Source organism: Streptomyces scopuliridis RB72 (genome assembly GCF_000718095.1).
Taxonomy (GTDB): Bacteria; Actinomycetota; Actinomycetes; order Streptomycetales; family Streptomycetaceae; genus Streptomyces; species Streptomyces scopuliridis.
The window spans coordinates 26,321-43,341 of sequence record NZ_JOEI01000005.1 but is presented as its reverse complement, the minus strand read 5'-3'; the positions used below and the strand labels follow the sequence as shown (position 1 = coordinate 43,341).

The 17,021-nt window shown below is 69.9% G+C and carries 15 protein-coding genes and 2 pseudogenes; 7 read left to right on the top strand and 10 right to left on the bottom strand.

The window, feature by feature from the left end; translation table 11 throughout:
* Window positions 1-34 precede the first annotated feature (34 nt).
* Window positions 35-880, top strand: a pseudogene (locus tag IF11_RS38510) (LysR family transcriptional regulator); the annotation flags it as partial.
* A 112-nt stretch (window positions 881-992) separates the two neighbouring features.
* Here the strand turns inward: IF11_RS38510 and xylB are convergent.
* Window positions 993-2,468, bottom strand: coding sequence for a xylulokinase (gene xylB / locus IF11_RS0105595; RefSeq protein WP_030350296.1), 1,476 nt, complete (start codon window positions 2,466-2,468; stop codon window positions 993-995).
* 201 nt (window positions 2,469-2,669) lie between these two features.
* On the opposite strand from xylB, the gene xylA reads away from it, so the two are divergent.
* Window positions 2,670-3,839 carry a xylose isomerase gene (gene xylA, locus IF11_RS0105590; protein WP_030350295.1) on the top strand — a complete coding sequence of 390 codons (1,170 nt, stop codon included), beginning with the start codon at window positions 2,670-2,672 and terminating at the stop codon, window positions 3,837-3,839.
* Window positions 3,840-3,914: 75 nt separating this feature from the next.
* Here xylA and IF11_RS0105585 read toward each other — a convergent pair whose 3' ends face one another.
* From IF11_RS0105585 to IF11_RS0105575, 3 genes are all read right to left on the bottom strand, one after another.
* Window positions 3,915-5,162 carry an ROK family transcriptional regulator gene (locus IF11_RS0105585; RefSeq protein WP_030350294.1) on the bottom strand — a complete coding sequence of 416 codons (1,248 nt, stop codon included), beginning with the start codon at window positions 5,160-5,162 and terminating at the stop codon, window positions 3,915-3,917.
* Between the two features lie 106 nt (window positions 5,163-5,268).
* Window positions 5,269-5,700: a hypothetical protein gene (locus IF11_RS0105580; protein WP_030350293.1), complete on the bottom strand. Its 432-nt coding sequence runs from the start codon at window positions 5,698-5,700 to the stop codon at window positions 5,269-5,271.
* A complete protein-coding gene (locus IF11_RS0105575) occupies window positions 5,694-6,167 on the bottom strand; it encodes an ATP-binding protein (protein ID WP_030350292.1) in 474 nt (157 codons plus the stop codon). The genes IF11_RS0105580 and IF11_RS0105575 overlap by 7 nt, the downstream gene beginning before the upstream one ends.
* Window positions 6,168-6,375: 208 nt before the next feature.
* Here IF11_RS0105575 and IF11_RS0105570 point away from each other — a divergent pair, with 208 nt between their 5' ends.
* From IF11_RS0105570 to IF11_RS0105560, 3 genes are all read left to right on the top strand, one after another.
* The gene (locus IF11_RS0105570) at window positions 6,376-7,239 is read left to right on the top strand and encodes a helix-turn-helix domain-containing protein (protein ID WP_030350291.1); all 864 of its coding nucleotides are present in this window, start codon (window positions 6,376-6,378) and stop codon (window positions 7,237-7,239) included.
* The gene (locus IF11_RS0105565; protein ID WP_030350290.1) at window positions 7,240-7,476 is read left to right on the top strand and encodes a DUF397 domain-containing protein; all 237 of its coding nucleotides are present in this window, start codon (window positions 7,240-7,242) and stop codon (window positions 7,474-7,476) included. It abuts the gene before it with no gap.
* A 101-nt stretch (window positions 7,477-7,577) separates the two neighbouring features.
* Window positions 7,578-8,378 carry an SAM-dependent methyltransferase gene (locus IF11_RS0105560; protein ID WP_030350289.1) on the top strand — a complete coding sequence of 267 codons (801 nt, stop codon included), beginning with the start codon at window positions 7,578-7,580 and terminating at the stop codon, window positions 8,376-8,378.
* Between the two features lie 85 nt (window positions 8,379-8,463).
* On the opposite strand, the gene mmsB is transcribed toward IF11_RS0105560, so the two are convergent.
* Genes mmsB through IF11_RS0105530 form a run of 6 tightly spaced genes read right to left on the bottom strand, consistent with a single transcriptional unit; the run spans window position 8,464 to window position 15,611 of the window.
* Window positions 8,464-9,714, bottom strand: coding sequence for a multiple monosaccharide ABC transporter permease (gene mmsB / locus IF11_RS0105555; RefSeq protein ID WP_030350288.1), 1,251 nt, complete (start codon window positions 9,712-9,714; stop codon window positions 8,464-8,466).
* Window positions 9,715-9,719: 5 nt separating this feature from the next.
* The gene (gene mmsA, locus IF11_RS0105550; protein WP_106979109.1) at window positions 9,720-11,261 is read right to left on the bottom strand and encodes a multiple monosaccharide ABC transporter ATP-binding protein; all 1,542 of its coding nucleotides are present in this window, start codon (window positions 11,259-11,261) and stop codon (window positions 9,720-9,722) included.
* Window positions 11,258-12,364, bottom strand: coding sequence for a multiple monosaccharide ABC transporter substrate-binding protein (chvE, locus tag IF11_RS0105545; protein WP_030350286.1), 1,107 nt, complete (start codon window positions 12,362-12,364; stop codon window positions 11,258-11,260). The genes mmsA and chvE overlap by 4 nt, the downstream gene beginning before the upstream one ends.
* A 24-nt stretch (window positions 12,365-12,388) precedes the next feature.
* Window positions 12,389-13,366 (bottom strand): hypothetical protein, encoded by a 978-nt coding sequence (locus IF11_RS0105540; RefSeq protein WP_030350285.1) that lies wholly within the window; start codon window positions 13,364-13,366, stop codon window positions 12,389-12,391.
* Between the two features lie 47 nt (window positions 13,367-13,413).
* On the bottom strand, window positions 13,414-14,451 hold the full coding sequence (locus IF11_RS0105535) for a zinc-dependent alcohol dehydrogenase (RefSeq protein ID WP_030350284.1): 1,038 nt from the start codon (window positions 14,449-14,451) through the stop codon (window positions 13,414-13,416).
* The gene (locus tag IF11_RS0105530; protein ID WP_030350283.1) at window positions 14,448-15,611 is read right to left on the bottom strand and encodes a mandelate racemase/muconate lactonizing enzyme family protein; all 1,164 of its coding nucleotides are present in this window, start codon (window positions 15,609-15,611) and stop codon (window positions 14,448-14,450) included. Before IF11_RS0105530 ends, IF11_RS0105535 begins: the two co-directional genes overlap by 4 nt.
* A 166-nt stretch (window positions 15,612-15,777) precedes the next feature.
* On the opposite strand from IF11_RS0105530, the gene IF11_RS0105525 reads away from it, so the two are divergent.
* Window positions 15,778-16,545: an IclR family transcriptional regulator gene (locus IF11_RS0105525; RefSeq protein ID WP_030350282.1), complete on the top strand. Its 768-nt coding sequence runs from the start codon at window positions 15,778-15,780 to the stop codon at window positions 16,543-16,545.
* Between the two features lie 22 nt (window positions 16,546-16,567).
* Window positions 16,568-17,008: pseudogene (locus IF11_RS0105520) on the top strand (helix-turn-helix domain-containing protein); the annotation flags it as partial.
* Window positions 17,009-17,021: the final 13 nt, after the last annotated feature.

Below are 17,021 nucleotides of genomic sequence, written 5' to 3'. Positions count from 1 at the left end.
TGGAGTTCCGGGCAGACCTGGCAAAATGGGCCGGGTGATCGACCCCCGGCGGCTGCGCGTCCTGCGGGCCGTGGCGGACCACCGTACGGTGACCGCCGCGGCCGCCGCGCTCTATCTCACGCCCTCGGCCGTCTCCCAGCAGCTCGCCGCGCTGGAGCACGAGACCGGGCACGCGCTGCTGACTCGCAGCGGCCGGGGCGTGCGGCTGACCGCCGCCGGGGAGATCCTGCTCACCCACGCGCACGCCGTCCTCGCCCAGCTGGAGCGCGCCGAGGCGGAGCTCGCGGCGTACGCGGGCGGGACGGCGGGCGAGGTCACGGTCGCCGCCTTCGCCACGGGCATCGCGGAAGTGCTGGCCCCGGCCGTCCAGCTGCTCGCCGGACCGCAGCCCGACATCCGGGTACGCGTAAGGGACGCCGAGGGCGACGAGAGCCTGCCGATGGTGCTCGACGGAGAGGCGGATCTCGCGGTCGCGGTCGAGTACCGGGGCGCCCCGCGCGAGGACGATCTGCGGCTGTGGCGGATGCCGCTGTACGCGGAGCCGTTCGACGCGGTCCTGCCCGCCGCCCATCCGCTCGGGCTCGGCGCCGAGGTCGTGCTCGCCGAGCTGGCCGACAGCGACTGGATCGGCCCGTACCCCGGCAACCCCTGCCATGACGTGATCCAGCTCGCCTGCGAACTGGCGGGCTTCCAGCCGCGGCTGGCGCACTCCTCCGACGACTTCCGCGCGGTCGTCGCCCTCGCGGGCGCGGGCGCGGGAGTGGCGCTGGTCCCGCGCTCCGCGCTGCGCGGCATGGAGCTGAAGGGTACGGTCGTATGCCCGGCGACGCCCGGCACGCACGCTCGCGGCGTTGTCGGGATCACCCCAGTACGTCCAGTACTGGGGCGACCCTCCGCCTTGCGATCGCACGCACCGCGGCGACTTCCTGCCGCTGCCGCGGCGGGCGCCGGGCCCGCCCTCCGGGCGGACGGCGCTCCTTTGAAGACAGGCCCTAGCTCAGCAGGCTCGGCGCCGCCCTGTCCAGTACCGATCCCACGCGCTCCCAGGTCTCCATGTCCCGCTCCACCGCAGGCAGTTCGGGCCCGTCGCCGGTCCGCCAGGAGGTCGCGATCGCCACCGGGTCCTCGCCCGTCGCCGCGCCCGCGGCCAGCGCGGCGGCGCCCAGCGCGACCAGTTCTCCGCTCGTCGGGACGATCACGCGGCGGCCGGAGAGCCGGCGGACCGTATCCACCCACATCCGGCCCTGCGCACCGCCGCCGACCAGACGCAGCGGACGGCCCGCCGCGTCCGGGGACGCGGGGTCGAGGCCACAGGCGCGCAGCACCTCGTCCAGCGCGCGCAGTACGGTGACGGCCGCGCCCTCGTAGGCGGCGCCCAGCAGCTGCTGCGGGCTGGTGTCATGGCGCAGCCCGGTCAACAGGCCCGAGGCGGCGGGGAGATCGGGGGTGCGCTCGCCGTCCAGGTAGGGGAGCAGTACGGCTTCGCCGCCCGGCACCGCGTCCTCGCGGTCGAGCCGGAGCAGCGAGGCGACCTTGTCGACGGCGAGCGTGCAGTTGAGCGTGCAGGCCAGCGGCAGATACGTACCGTCGGCCGCCGCGAACCCGGCGAGCGCGGGGGAGCCGGGGCGGGTGCGGGTGGCGGCGAAGACCGTACCCGACGTGCCGAGGCTCAGCACCGGATGGTCCAGCAGGCCGGCGCCGCCGAAGCCGAGACCGACGGCCGCGCTCATGTTGTCGCCGGTGCCGGCGGCGACGGCGATGCCCGCGGGCAGGCCCAGTTCCGCCGCGGAGCCCGCGGTGAGCGAGCCGACGCGCGCGGCGCCGGTCGTGGCGACGGCGGGCAGCAGATCGGCGTCGAGACCGAGGAGCGCGAGCAGTTCGGGGTCGTACTCGCCGGTGGCGGTGGAGTACCAGCAGGTGCCCGAGGCGTCACCCGCGTCGGTGGCCGCGGTGCCCGAGAGCCGCTCGGTGAGAAAGTCGTGGGGAAGCCTGATGGCCGCCGTGGCCTCCGCGATGGCGGGGTCGTTCTCCCGCAGCCACTGCCACTTGGAGGCCGTCATCGAGGCCACCGGTACGGAGCCCGTGCGCGCCGTCCAGGCGTCCGGGCCGCCCAGCGCGTCGGTGAGCGCGGCCGCCTGCGGGGCCGAGCGGGTGTCGTTCCAGAGCAGTGCGGGGCGCAGCGGCCGGCCGGTACGGTCGAGCACGACCAGACCGTGCTGCTGTCCGGCGACGGCGATGCCGGTCACGGCCGAGGCGTCCGTCCCGGATTCCTTCAGACCGGCGGCGACCGCCTCGCGCAGCGCGTTCCACCACACCTCCGGGTCCGTCTCCCGGGCGCCGCCCTCACCGGTCACCCGGTGCGGCGCGCGGCCCACGGCGAGCAGCCGGCCTGTGGTGGCGTCCGTGAAGGCCGCCTTCGTGGACTGGGTGGAGCTGTCCACGCCGATGACGACCGGGCTCCGCGACATGGGCGTACCTCCAGATTGAGCGTCGGGGAAACAAATTACGCGATGGCGTGGCACACGGGAACCGTGCCGACGATCATCATCCTGTGTCCATGGGCGTGCGGGGTCTTTTGCGCACCCGCATCCCCGTGCATTATTAGTCATGTCAGGAAACAAATAAGGTCGGCACGTGCCGGACCTGAGGTATCGAAGGCGGCCAGAGTCATGACGGAACGCTTCACACCCACCCCCGAGGACAAGTTCAGCTTCGGCCTCTGGACGGTGGGCTGGCAGGGCAAGGACCCGTTCGGCGACGCGACCCGCCCCGCGCTGGATCCCGTCGAATCGGTTCACCGACTCGCGGAGCTCGGCTCGTGGGGTGTGACCTTCCACGACGACGACCTCATTCCGTTCGGCTCGACGGAGGCGGAGCGCGAAGCGCACATCAAGCGGTTCAGGCAGGCGACCGAAGAGACCGGCATCACGGTCGAGATGGTCACCACCAACCTGTTCACCCACCCCGTCTTCAAGGAGGGCGGCTTCACCGCGAACGACCGCGACATCCGCCGCTACGCCCTGCGCAAGGTGCTGCGCAATGTCGACCTCGCGGCCGAACTGGGCGCCAGGACCTTCGTCGCCTGGGGCGGCCGAGAGGGCGCCGAGTCGGGCGGCGCCAAGGACGTACGGCTCGCCCTCGACCGGATGAAGGAGGCGTTCGACCTGCTCGGGGAGTATGTCGTCGAGCAGGGCTACGACCTCAGGTTCGCCGTCGAGCCCAAGCCCAACGAGCCGCGCGGTGACATCCTGCTGCCCACCGTCGGCCACGCCCTGGCGTTCATCGACCGGCTGGAGCGCCCCGAGCTGTTCGGCGTCAACCCCGAGGTCGGCCACGAGCAGATGGCCGGGCTCAACTTCCCGCACGCCATCGCCCAGGCCCTCTGGTCGGGCAAGCTCTTCCACATCGACCTCAACGGCCAGCACGGCACCCGCTACGACCAGGACCTGCGGTTCGGCGCCGGTGATCTGCGTGCCGCCTTCTGGCTGGTCGACCTGCTGGAGAACGCGGGCTGGGAGGGCGCGCGGCACTTCGACTTCAAGCCGCCGCGCACCGAGGACTTCGACGGGGTGTGGGCCTCCGCCGCCGGCTGCATGCGCAACTATCTGATCCTCAAGGAGCGGGCCGCCTCCTTCCGTGCCGACCCGCTCGTCCAGGAGGCGCTGCGCGCCTCCCGCGTGGACGAACTGGCGCAGCCCACCGCCCCCGAGGGCGTGGCCGCGCTGCTGGCCGACCGCAGTGCCTACGAGGAGTTCGACGTCGACGCCGCCGCCGCGCGCGGCATGGCGTTCGAGCACCTCGACCAGCTCGCCATGGACCACCTCCTCGGCGTCCGCTGACCGCGGGGCCCTGCCGCGGGCGCGCGGGACGGGCGTATGCCGGCCCGTTCCGCGTCGCTTGGGCCGTGTCGTACGTCAGCCCGTCCCGCGCGCCTCGCGCTGTACGTACGCCACCGGATCGGCCAGCACCGCCTGGACGACCAGGGCCGCCGCGCCGCGTGCCGCGTCGCCCGCCGAGGAGGACCCGCGCAGCCGCCCGCTGCCGCTCTCCCACAGCCCCGACACCACCCGGGCGGTCAGCTCGCGGTCAGCGGCCGGCGAGAGCCAGGGCATCAGTTCCCGGTAGATCCCGCCGAGGACGACCGCGTCCGGATCGAAGAGGTTCACCGCACCGGACAGCACCCGGCCCAGCGTCTGGCCGGCCCGTTCCACGGCGGCCACGGCCTCCGGGTCGCCCGCGTCCGCCCGCAGCCCCAGCTCGGCCACGCCCGGCACCCCGGCGTTCTCATCGATCCCCGCCGCCCGCAGCAGCGCGGACTGACCCGCGTACTGCTCCAGACACCCGCGCGAGCCACAACGGCACAGCGGCCCCGCCGGATCGACGACCACATGGCCGATCTCCCCGGCGAACCCATGGGCCCCGCGCAGCAGTTCACCGTTGAGCACCAGCGCGCCGCCGACGCCGATCTCGCCCGTCAGATAGAGGAAGGTACGCAGCGGGCCGAGTTCGCCGAACCACAGCTCCGCCAGCGCCGCGAGATTGGCCTCGTTCTCCGAACTCACCGGCAGCGGGGGCAGCTCGGGCCGCAGCTCGGCCAGCGCGGCGGCGAACATCTCGTCGGCGGGAACGAGGTTCCAGCCGAGGTTCGGGGCCTGCCGGACCGTACCGCCCGACACCAGCCCCGGCAGGGCGAGTTGGACCCCGACCGGCAGCAAGTCCTGTTCGGCGGCGGAGTCCAGGGTGCGGGCGGCGATCCTGGCGCAGCGGGCCAGCACATCGGCGGGCCGGGAGCCCCTGTTGTCGAGGTGTTCGGTCAGCCGGACGCGGTCGGTGCCGGACAGGTCGACCACACATACCGACACATAGTCGATATTGATCTCGACGCCGATCCCCGCGGGTCCCGTGCGCGTCACCTTCAGCACGGTGCCGGGCCGCCCGGCCTGGCCGCTGAACGTCTTGCCGGACTCGGAGAGGAACCCGCTGTCCAGCAGCTGTTCGACCAGTGACGACACGGCCGCCCGGGTCAGGCCCACCCGCGCCGCGACACCGGCCCTGGTCGCCTCGCCCTCGTCCCGTACCGCCCGCAGCACAAGGCTCAGATTGTGCCGGCGCACGGTCTCTTTGTCGGCCTTCGGGCCGAGGGAAGTGTGGTTGTTGTTCATCTCGCCGACGAGCCTATGTGATCGGCCCACGGTGGCGGGAGCGGAGCGCCAGCCCGACCGGCCGATCAGTCGGTTCCGGGCCGATCGGCCGGTCCCCGCTCAGGCCCTAGCTCCGCTGTGCCGGAACCGTCCCCGCCGTGCCGTCCGGCGCCCAGGACGGGGCCGTGCCGGTCAGCTGGCAGACCATGAGATAGAAGGGGATCGGCGGGGTGTACGGCGTGGGGTCCTCCGGCCAGTGGATCAGCCGGGGATGCGCCGCCGGCACGGTCGTCCCCGCGACATAGCGGGCCGGGGACGGCCAGGTCAGATCGAGGTCCGAGCCCGCCGGAACGATCCACCACCACCACTCGGCGTCGGCGAAGATACAGCCCTTCCTCGGCAGCCGCGCCATCAGCCGGAAGCCGTGCTGCGCCGGGATACCCACGGCGTCACACCCCAGCGAGGCGGGCAGGGTCGGCGGCAAGGGCAGCTGTACGTGCCCGGGAGATGACTCGTGGCGCAGGCCGCGCGAAAGGCGCTGCAGCGCGGTCTTCAGCATGACTGCTCCGCTCCGTGTGACAGTTCCGCCCAGACGACACGCCCGGGTCCGTATCCCGATGTGTCGTGGGCTCCCCAGCCGCTGCATATGGAATCGACGAGAAACAGTCCGCGGCCGCCCTCGCCCTCGGTCTCGCCCTCCGCGGTGCGGTGCAGCTGCGGCCCCGTCGGCCCGTACCCCTGGTCCTCCACGGCGATCCGCAGCTTTCCGTTGCTCTGCCGTATCTCGCAGATGACATGGTCGCCCGCGGCGTGCACCACCGCGTTGGTGACCAGCTCCGACACGACGAGCACCGCGGTCTCGCGGGTCTCCTCGTCCACATCCCAGGTGCCGAGGCGGTCACGGGTCAGCTGTCTCGCGCGGCAGACGGACTCCGCGTGAGCAGGCAATTGGAACCCGTAACGGCGGACAACGTTGCCAGGGCACAGGGCTATGAGCTGGGGGGTGAGCGCGTTACCAGGTGCCACGACCGATTCCTAACGGTGGGGGAGCGGTGTTCGCGCACAAGACCTCTCCCGTGGCAGAGCGCGACAACCGCGTGAACTGGTTCACCGAGCCACTCTCCACCCGCCGAGGACACTTGGCAAGTGGCACTCTGGATTTTTCAGAGTGCCGTATTCTTCGTGGTGGAGACATGGCAGACTGCTGTCAACCGTGCGTGGGGAGGACCCAAAAGTGAGCGAACCGCGGTCCGCCCCGACCGTGGGACAGGTCGTACTGGGCAGACGCTTGCAGGATCTGCGTGAGCGTGCCGGCCTGAAACGCGAGGAGGCCGCCAAGCTCCTCCGCGTGGCGCCGGCGACGATACGCCGGATGGAGACGGCCGAGGTCGCTCTCAAGATCCCCTATGTACAGGTGCTGCTCAGGGCCTATGGAATCCCCGAGGACGAGACCGACGCGTTCGTCGAACTCACCGAGGAAGCCAATAAGCCCGGCTGGTGGCAGCGGTTCCACGACATCCTGCCCGACTGGTTCAGCATGTACGTCAGCCTGGAGGGGTCCGCCGCGCTGCTCAGGGCGTACGAACCGCACTTCATCCCCGGGCTGCTCCAGACCGAGGGCTACGCGCGCGCCGTCATGAACGCCGGCGCCGTGGGACAGGCGCGGCCGGAGGACATCGAGCGCCATGTGGCGCTCCGGATGGAACGCCAGTCGCTGCTGACCCGAGCGGACGCGCCCAAATTCTGGGTGATCATGGATGAGACGGTGCTGCGCCGCCCGGTGGGCGACAGCCCGGAGATCATGCGGGAACAGATCGACCGGCTGCTCGAAGCCACCGACCTGTCCAATGTGACCCTGCAAGTCGCGGAGTTCGCGACCGGACACCACCCCGGTACCTACGGGCCGTTCGTGATCTTCCGTTTCGCCGTACCGGAGCTGCCGGACATGGTCTACAGCGAGTACCTGACCGGTGCTGTCTATCTCGATGCCCGTCCCGAAGTGGCCACCCACCTGGAGGTCATGGACCGGATGGCGGCCCAGGCCGCAACTGCACAACGCACGAAGGAGATCCTCAAGGATGTCCGCAAGGAGCTGTGAATGGATCCCATATACAACGGCATGCCCGCCGCCGACCTCGGCGCCGAAGGCTGGCACAAGCCGTGGAGTGGTGGCAACGGCGGCAACTGCATCGAGGCCATGAAGCTGGCCGACGGCAGAGTCGCTGTGCGCCAGTCCGCCGACCCTGACGGCCCCGCACTGATCTACACCACCAATGAGATCGCCGCCTTCATCCAGGGTGCCAAGTCGGGCCAGGCGGACTTCCTGCTCACCTGATCCCCTCAGCCGATCCGATCCCGCTCAACCCCTGCTTCTCCCCTTCTCTTTCTCCATCTCTCCACTCATCGACTCATTGACCTGAGACTCATGGAGCGCACATGACCGGGCATGACCCGATCGACACCACCAAGCCGCATCCGGCCCGGGTGTACGACTGGTTCCTCGGCGGCAAGGACAATTACCCGGTGGACGAGGAGATGGCGAAGCAGCTTCTCGCACTGGACGCCAGGGGGCCCGAAATGGCCCGGGTCAACCGGGCGTTCATGCACCGCGCCACCCGCTGGCTCGGCACCGAAGGCGGGGTGCGCCAGTTCCTCGACATCGGTACGGGCATCCCCACCGAGCCCAATCTCCACCAGATAGCCCAGGAAGTCGCACCCGACTCCCGGATCGTCTACACCGACAACGACCCGATCGTCCTCCGGCACGCCGAGGCGCTGCTGCGCAGCACCCCGGAGGGCGTCACCGAGTATGTCCAGGCCGATGTGCGCGAGCCGGAGAGCATCATCGAGGCCGCCGGCACGATCCTGGACCTCACCCGTCCGGTCGCGCTCTCGCTTGTCGCGCTGCTCCACTTCGTCTCGGACGAGGACGGCGCGTACGAGCTGGTGCGCCGGCTGCTCGATCCACTGCCGTCCGGCAGCTATCTCGTCATCTCCCATGCCACGGGCGATTTCGACCGGGAGAGCTCGGACCAGGCCCGTGCGCTGTACCGGCAGCGTGGTCTGACCCTGGCCCTCCGCTCGCGGGACGAGTTCGCCGCGTTCTTCACCGGGCTCGATCTGGTCGAGCCCGGGGTCTCGCTGGCCGCCGACTGGCGTCCAGAGCTGGGTGAGGTCGTGCCGGTCCCGGGCAACGAGCCGATCCCGGGGTACGCGGCGGTGGCACGCAAGTTGTAACCGGTAACGGGGGCGCGGCGTCGCAGCACAAATTCAGGTGCGCTGCGGCGCCGCGCGCAAGTCGGTACCTCCGTAAACCGGCGCCTCAGGCGCCCACTCGGCGCTTGTTCCAGACGTCGAAGCCGACCGCCGCCAGCAACACCAGCCCCTTGATGACCTGTTGATAGTCCGTGCCGATGCCCACGAGCGACATGCCGTTGTTGAGCACGCCGAGCACCAGCCCGCCGATGATCGCGCCGAAGACCGTGCCGACGCCGCCGCTCATCGACGCGCCGCCGATGAACGCGGCCGCGATGGCCTCCAGTTCGAAGTTGATCCCGGCCTGGGGCACACCCGCGTTGAGCCGGGCCGCGTAGACGATTCCGGCCAGCGCCGCCAGTACCCCCATATTGACGAAGACGAGGAACGTGACGCGCTTGTCCTTGACCCCGGACAGCTTCGCCGCGGCCTGATTGCCGCCGAGCGCGTACACATGACGCCCGACGACGGCGTTGCGCATCACATAGCCGAAGCCGATCAGCAGCGCCGCGAGCAGCAGCAGGACGACCGGCACACCGCGGTAGCTGGCCAGCGTCATCGTGAAGGCGAGTACGGCGGCGGCGAGCGCCACGCACTTGACGAGGAAGAGGTTACGGGGGAGCACCTCCAGGTCGTACGCCTGCTGCCGGCGCCGGTCCCTGAACTCCTGGAACAGCGCGAACGCCAGCAGCGCCAGCCCCAACAGCAGCGTCAGATTGTGGTAGTTGGTGGCCGGGCCGATCTCGGGGAGATAGCCGGTCGAGATCTTCTGGAAGCCCTCGGGGAACGGGCCGAGCGAACGCGACCCCAGGAAGATCTGCGTACCGCCGCGGAACAGCAGCATCCCGGCGAGCGTGACGATGAACGACGGAATACCGACATACGCGATCCAGAACCCCTGCCAGGCCCCGGCGACCGCCCCGATGAGCAGCCCGAGGACCAGCGCGAGCACCCACGGGATGTCGTGCTCGACCATCATCACCGCGCAGGCGGCGGAGACGAACGCGGCCAGCGAGCCGACCGAGAGATCGATATGGCCCGCGATGATGACGATCATCATGCCGATGGCGAGGACCAGGATGTAGCTGTTCTGGAGCACCAGATTGGTGACGTTGTTCGGCTTGAGGAGGACGCCGTCGGTCCAGATCTCGAACAGGACGACGATCAGGCCGAGCGCGACCAGCATGCCGTACTGCCGCATATTGCGGCGCGCGGCCTCCAGCAGGAGCGCCCCCGTACCGGTCCGCCCGGACGGGGGCGACGGTGGGGATTCCTTCGGTGTGTCGCCCTTCGGCGTATCGGTGGTGACCGGACCCATGTCGACTACCTCGTGTTCTTGGTCATGTGACGCATCAGGACTTCCTGGGTCGCTTCCGCCCGCGGGATCTCACCGGTGAGCCGGCCGGCCGCCATCGTGTAGACGCGGTCGCACATACCGAGCAGCTCGGGGAGTTCGGAGGAGATGAAGATGACGGCCTTTCCCTCGGCGGCGAGCCGGTCGATGACGGTGTAGATCTCGTACTTCGCGCCGACATCGATACCGCGCGTGGGCTCGTCGAGGATCAGCACATCGGGACCCGCGAAGATCCATTTGCTGAGGACGACCTTCTGCTGATTGCCGCCCGACAGCCGGCCGACCTGTTCGAAGACCGTGGGCGCCTTGATGTTCATGCTCCCGCGGTACGACTCGGCGACCCGTGTCTCCTCGTGCTCGTCGACCACCCCGCGCCTGGCGACCTTCGACAGGGCGCTCAGGGTGATGTTCCGGCCGATGGTGTCGATGAGATTGAGCCCGTACTGCTTGCGGTCCTCGGTGACATACGCGATGCCGTGCGCGACGGCCTCCGGCACCGTCCGCGTACCGATCTCCCGGCCGTCCTTGAGTACGGTCCCGCTGATGTTCCGGCCGTACGAGCGGCCGAAGACGCTCATCGCCAGTTCGGTGCGGCCCGCGCCCATCAGCCCCGCGATCCCGACGATCTCGCCCCTGCGGACCTGGACCGAGACGCTGTCGACGACCTTGCGCTGCTGGTCGATCGGGTGGTGCACCGTCCAGTCGCGCACCTCCAGCGCGGGGTGCGCCCCCGGATCGCCCTCGTAGGGGGTGCGTTCGGGGAAGCGGTGGTCGAGATCGCGGCCGACCATGCCCCGGATGATCCGGTCCTCGGTGGTCGACCCGGCCTTCACATCGAGGGTCTCGATGGTCCGGCCGTCCCGCAGGATCGTGACGGAGTCGGCCACCTCGGCTATCTCGTTCAGCTTGTGCGAGATGATGATCGAGGTGATGCCCTGCTCCTTCAACTCCCCGATCAGCCGAAGGAGCTGGGCGCTGTCGCCATCGTTGAGCGCGGCGGTCGGCTCGTCCAGGATCAGCAGCTTCACCCGCTTGGCGAGCGCCTTCGCGATCTCCACGAGCTGTTGCTTGCCGACCCCGATATCGGCGACCCGCGTCTGCGGATGCTCGTCCAGACCCACCCGTTTGAGCAGCGAGGCCGCGTGCCTGAGGGTGTCGTTCCAGTTGATGAAGCCACGGGTGGCGTGCTCGTTGCCGAGGAAGATGTTCTCCGCGATCGACAAGTAGGGGATCAGGGCGAGTTCCTGATGGATGATCACAATGCCCTGGGCCTCGCTGGCCCTGATGTCGCGGAAGGCGCAGGGAGAGCCCTCGAAGAGGATCTCGCCCTCGTAACTCCCGTACGGATGCACGCCGCTGAGCACCTTCATCAGGGTGGACTTGCCCGCGCCGTTCTCCCCGCAGATGGCATGCACCTCGCCGGGCGCGACCGTGAGGCTGACATCGGAGAGCGCCCTGACCCCGGGGAAGGTCTTCACGATGGAGCGCATCTCCAGGACGGGCGCCGTCACTTCAGGTCACTCGCCTTGAGGTAGCCGGAGTCCACCAGTTCCTTCTGGTAGTTCTCCTTGTCGACGCTGACCGGCTTCAGCAGATACGCCGGGACGACCTTGGCCTTGTTGTTGTACGAGTTCTCGTCGTTCACCTCGACCTTCTTGTCCTTCAGCATCGCGTCCGTCATCTGAGCCGCCGTCCTGGCCAGCAGGCGGATGTCCTTGTAGACGGTCATGGTCTGCTGGCCGGCGATGATCGACTTCACCGAGGCGACCTCGGCGTCCTGTCCGGTGACCAGCGGATACGGCTTGGCGGATGTCCCGTAGCCGTCGGACCTGAGCGACGACAGGATGCCGATGGAGATGCCGTCGTACGGCGAGAGCACCGCGTCCACGTTCTGCGAGCCGTACGACTTGGTGAGCAGGTCGTCCATCCGCTTCTGCGCGGTGCCGCCGTCCCAGCGCAGGGTGGTGACCTGGTTCAGCTGGGTCTGTCCGCTCCGGACGACGAGCCGCTTGTCGTCCAGGTACGGCTTGAGGGTCTTCATCGCGCCGTTGAAGAAGTACTGGGTGTTGTTGTCGTCGGAGGAGCCGGCGAACAGCTCGATGTTGAACGGGCCCTTCTTGCTCCCGTCCTTCAGACCCAGCTTGTCGATCAGGTAGGTGGCCTGGAGGACGCCGACCTTCTCGTTGTCGAACGACGCGTAGTAGTCGACATTCTTGGTGCCGAGAATCAGCCGGTCGTACGAGATGACCTTGATGTTCTGGTCCGCCGCCTGCTGGAGGACATCGCTCAGGGCGCTGCCGTCGATGGCCGCGATGACCAGCACGTCCACGCCCTTGGTGATCATGTTCTCGATCTGGGCGACCTGTTGGGCAACGTTGTCCTCCCCGTACTGGAGGTCGGTCTTGTAGCCGAGCTTCTTGAGTTCGCTGACAACGTTGTTCCCGTCGGCGATCCAGCGTTCCGACGACTTGGTGGGCATCGAGATGCCGATGGTGGAGCCCCCGCTGTCCTTCGTATCGTCCTTGCTGCCGCCCTCACTGCTCTGCCCGCAGGCGGCGAGTGAGAGGACCAGCGATACGGCGGTGACGGCGAGTGCGGCTCGGCGAGTGCGCATGGGTGCATCAGTCCTTGTCTGGGGTCATGGCTGGTCTGGGGTCAGGGGGAAGCGGCTGAGCGGGCCCGGCAGCCGGGAGCCGAGCGGCGACATTCCGCCGTCGGCGCCGTGCCGGGAGAGCAGGTCGAGGACGAGCCGGCCGCGTCGGACCCGTTCACGGGCGCTGCTGAGGGCGGTGTCCCGCAACTGGGCGCCGTACGGATAGATACCCGGCGACTTGGACAGCCCGAACTTCAGATAGAGCGGGGCGCCGCGCCGGATCAGCTCCGCTGTCTCGTACATCCGCACATAGCCGCCCAGATCGTCGGGCGCCTCGATATAGAGGTCCATCGGCGCACGGCTCGTCCGGCGGATCTCGCTGAAATGCGCGAGCGCCAGATCCGAGGGGATATTGATCGAGTCGGCGCCCAGCCGCTCGAACACGGCGTACGACGCCGGATTGACCGGGCCGATCAGCGCCGACACCTTGAACGTGGTGTCGGCGGGCAGCACGCCCCGGGCGCGCAGCCGGTGCAGGGTCCACAGCACGCCCTCGTCCGCCACGAGCAGACACTTCACCCCGAGTCCGGTCGCGCGCAGGGCGTCCTCGACACAGCCGGCCAGGGCGTCATGGCCCCGGGCGCGCAGCCCCGCGCCGCCGGAGTCCGTACGGGTCGAGCCGCCGGTGTCCCAGGTCCCGCGCGGCCCGGTGAACAGGCACAGCTCGATGTCGCGGGCCGCGCAGGCGTCGGCCATCTCGGTGATATCGGCGTCGGAGAGCATCCAGACGCCGCTGCCCTGGCTGACGCGGTGGATGGGCACATCGAGCCGGGCGGACTCCTTGAGGACCACCGCCAGGCTTTCGGGACCCTCGACCGAGGGAATCTCGGTACGCCAGCGGCCGCCGTCGGGGAAGGCGTGCGGGGAGGCGTCGGAGGGGTGGGGTTCGGGCGCGGCCAGTCCGAGCGTGGCGAGCGCCTGTTCGCCGGGGCGGCGGGGGGCGGGGGCTGATACGTCGGTCACGGACGAGTCCTCCGGTTCAGTGGTGCGCGTGGTGGTACGGATCCGGGTCAGGGGCGCAGCAGCACCTTCCCGGTGCCGGGAGCGCCGCCGCCGACCAGCGATACGGCCTCGCCGTACCGCTCCAGCGGGAATTCATGGGAGATCAGCGGAGCCGGGGCCAGCAGCCCGGCGGTGAACGCCCGTACGGCGAAGGCCCAGGCGGCGGACGGCGCGCCGAAGACGCTCCGTACCGTCAGCTGATTCAGCGTCAGCAGTACGGGATCGATCCCGGTCGCGCCGGGGGTGAACATCCCGGTGAGCACCACCCGGCCGCCGCGCCGGGCCAGCAGACAGGACGAGGCGGCCGTGGACGGTGCCCCGGCGGTCTCCACCACCAGGTCGTACCGGCCGTGCAGTTCCTTCGCGTCCTCGGGGGTTCCGATCAGGGTCGCGCCGAACTCCGTTGCCAGCAGCGTCCGTTCGGTCCGTGGATCGATCACCGCAAGCTCGGCGGGTGAGGAGGCCGCGAGCAGTTGTACGGCGAGGAGCCCCAGCGTGCCCGCGCCGACCACGGCGATCCGCTCACCCGGCTCCGGCCGGCTGGACCGTACCGCCGCGGCCACCACGGCGGCCGGTTCCAGCAGGGCGGCGGCCCGCAGATCCGCGTCATCGGCGAGCGGATGCAACAGCCGTGCGGGCACCACGACATGGTCGGCGAACGCGCCGGGAACGGTGAAGCCCGTCTCGTCGTAGCCGCTGGTGCACAGCGAGGTCTCACCGGCCCGGCACCGCGCGCAGGTCCCGCAGGCACGGAATCCCTCGGCGACCGTCGCGCGTCCGGTCAGCCGCGTATCGACCCCCTCGCCCACCGCGTCGACCGTCCCCGACCATTCATGACCGGGCGTCACCGGATAGCGCACATAGGCCGCGTCGCGATGGCCGTCGTACACCTCGCGGTCGCTCATACAGATCCCGGCGGCGGCGACCCGTACCCGCACCTCGCCGGGCCCGGGGACGGGCACAGGACCGGTCACCAGACGGTGGACACCGGGCCGGTCGACCACGATCGCCCGGCTGGTCCCTCCGTCCGCCGTCGGGACGGTCATCGTGGCTCCTTCGGGTCGCGCTTCTCCCAGCCCTCGGCCCACAGGTCGAACCGCGCGTGCTGCTGCGGGAATTCGGCCGCCGCCGCCACATCGAACTCGACCCCGAGACCCGGCGCGTGCGAGACCTCGAAGCACCCCGTCTCGGGATCGACCTCCGGAGCGCCGGTGACGACCTTCTTGATCTCCGCGTCCGCGAAGTCATTGAAGTGCTCAAGAATCTTGAAGTTCGGTGTGCAGGCGGCCAGTTGAAGGCTTGCTGCGGTCAGCACCGAACCGCCGACATTGTGCGGCGCGATCAGTGTGTAGTGCGTCTCGGCGGTCGCGGCCAGCTTCCGGGTCTCCAGGATGCCGCCGATGTGCCCCACATCGGGCTGGATGATGTCGGCGGCCCCCGACTCGAACAGCTCACGGAACTCGATGCGGTCATGGATCCGTTCACCGGTCGCGATCGGCAGCTCGACCTTGTCGGCGACCTTGCTCAGCGCCTTGAGATTCTCCGGCGGCACCGGCTCCTCCAGCCAGGCCGGGGCGTACGGCGCCATCTCGCGCGCCAGCCGTACGGCGGTCGACGGGCTGAACCGGCCGTGCATCTCCAGCATCAGCTCCGCGTCGGGCCCGATCGCGTCCCGTACCGCCTCGATCAGCGCCACCGCCTCGTTCGACGCCGCCCGGTCCAGCTCGAAGTGGCCGGTGCCGAACGGGTCGATCTTCAGGGCCCGGTAGCCGCGCGCGATGACGGCCTCGGCCGCCTTGTGGTACGCCTCCGGGGTCCGCTCGGTGGTGTACCAGCCGTTGGCGTACGCCTTGACCCGGTCGGTGACCTTGCCGCCGAGCAACTGCCACACCGGCACGCCCAGCGCCTTGCCCTTGATGTCCCAACAGGCCATCTCCACGACCGCGATGCCCGACATCACGATCTCGCCGGCCCGCCCGTAATCGCCGTACTTCATCCGCCGTACGAGATCCTCGACGGCGAACGGGTCCGAGCCCTGGATGTGGTTGGCCTCGGCCTCGCGCAGATAGCCGAGCAGCGCGTCCGTTCTGCCGAGCATCCGGGTCTCGCCGACCCCGGTGAGCCCTTCGTCCGTATGAACGAGGACATAGGTGAGGTTACGCCAGGGCGTACCGACCACGTGTGTGCTGATTCCCGTCATGCGCACGGCAGTTGCCCCTCGGCTCGTTCGGTATTTCGTCACACGTTCGAAATCGTGGCGTGACGGTATTCAGGCAGTCCGAGGGGTGTCAATGGGTTGCGCGGCGGTTAGCCTGTGTTCGTCATTCCGGCCGATGGCCGAAGTACCGAACAAGAGGGGTGGGTGAGCGGTCGTGGGACGGCTGGTCCCCGCGGTGACGCGGGCCCTGGACATACTCGAACTGTTCCTGGAGGGCGACGGCACGCTCTCCGCGCCCGATGTCATCAAAAAGCTCCAACTGCCGCGCACCACCGTGCACGAGCTGCTCACCACGCTCGCAGCCCGCTCGTATCTGGCGGCCGTCCCGGGCCGGCCCGGCCGCTTCCGGCTCGGCGTGCGCTCCTACCAACTCGGCAGCAGATACGCGGAACAGCTCGATCTCGCCGCCGAGGGCGGCCATGTCGCCCGCGAGATCGCGGAGACGTGCGACGAGACCGTGCATGTCGCGATCCTGGAGGAGACCGATGTCATCTACATCGCGAAGGTGGACTCCACGCACGCGGTCAGAATGGTCTCGGCGGCCGGTCGCAGGCTGCCCGCCCACTGCACCTCGGTCGGCAAGATGCTGCTCGCCTCACTGCCCGCCGGCGAGCTGGAAAACCGTATCGCTGGGCATGAGTTCACCGCGATGACGCCCGCCAGCATCACCGATCCGGAGGTGCTGCGGGCGGAGCTGGCGGGGATCAGGGAGCGCGGCGTCGCCGTCGAGCACCGCGAGTCCAACCCAGATGTGAGCTGTGTGGCGGCGCCGGTACGGGACAGCGCGGGCCGGGTCGTCGCGGCCCTGTCCATCTCCGTGCCGATGATCCGGTGGAGCGACGCGCGCGAGGTGGAGCTCGCCCAGCTCGCCGTGAAGGGCGCGGGCGCGCTGTCGGCACGGCTCGGTCACCGCGGGCAGTGATGAGCCGGCGGTGACCGAGGAAGTCCGCCGGGACCACGGCGCGCAGGCCGCCCTCTCCGTCAGCCGCCGGCTCGTCTTCGCGCTCCATCGCGACGGCGGGCAGCGGCAGTTCGTCGAGCAGCCGCTGCCCGCCGTACCCGACAGCTCCCTCGCGCCGCTGCTCGCCTGGGCGCGGGAGCGGCTCGGCACCGCGCTGACCATGGCGGAGCCGGCCGCGTGCGCGGCGGTCAGCCAGGCCACGCCGCACCGCCGCTTCCGTGCCCAGCTGGGCACCACACCGCTGGGCTGGCTCACCGCGCGGCGGGTCGCCCTGGCCTGCCGGCTGATGGAGGCGGGCGAACCGCGGCTGGACCGGGTGGCCCGGATCAGCGGGCTGGGTACGGCGGCGGATCTCCGCGCCCAGCTGCGGCGCCGCACGGGTCTGCCGCCCAGCGCGTACCGCCGCCGCTTCGGCCCGGCGTGAGGCGGCCCCGCGT

Excerpts from the sequence above, each read along its gene's own strand:
- IF11_RS0105535 (WP_030350284.1), bottom strand. The coding sequence starts at position 14,451 with ATGACCGTCCCGACGGCGGACGGAGGGACCAGCCGGGCGATCGTGGTC.
- mmsB (WP_030350288.1), bottom strand. The coding sequence starts at position 9,714 with ATGGGTCCGGTCACCACCGATACGCCGAAGGGCGACACACCGAAGGAA.
- IF11_RS0105560 (WP_030350289.1), top strand. The coding sequence starts at position 7,578 with ATGACCGGGCATGACCCGATCGACACCACCAAGCCGCATCCGGCCCGG.
- xylB (WP_030350296.1), bottom strand. The coding sequence starts at position 2,468 with ATGTCGCGGAGCCCGGTCGTCATCGGCGTGGACAGCTCCACCCAGTCC.
- IF11_RS0105585 (WP_030350294.1), bottom strand. The coding sequence starts at position 5,162 with ATGAACAACAACCACACTTCCCTCGGCCCGAAGGCCGACAAAGAGACC.
- chvE (WP_030350286.1), bottom strand. The coding sequence starts at position 12,364 with ATGCGCACTCGCCGAGCCGCACTCGCCGTCACCGCCGTATCGCTGGTC.
- IF11_RS0105565 (WP_030350290.1), top strand. The coding sequence starts at position 7,240 with ATGGATCCCATATACAACGGCATGCCCGCCGCCGACCTCGGCGCCGAA.
- xylA (WP_030350295.1), top strand. The coding sequence starts at position 2,670 with ATGACGGAACGCTTCACACCCACCCCCGAGGACAAGTTCAGCTTCGGC.
- IF11_RS0105580 (WP_030350293.1), bottom strand. The coding sequence starts at position 5,700 with ATGCTGAAGACCGCGCTGCAGCGCCTTTCGCGCGGCCTGCGCCACGAG.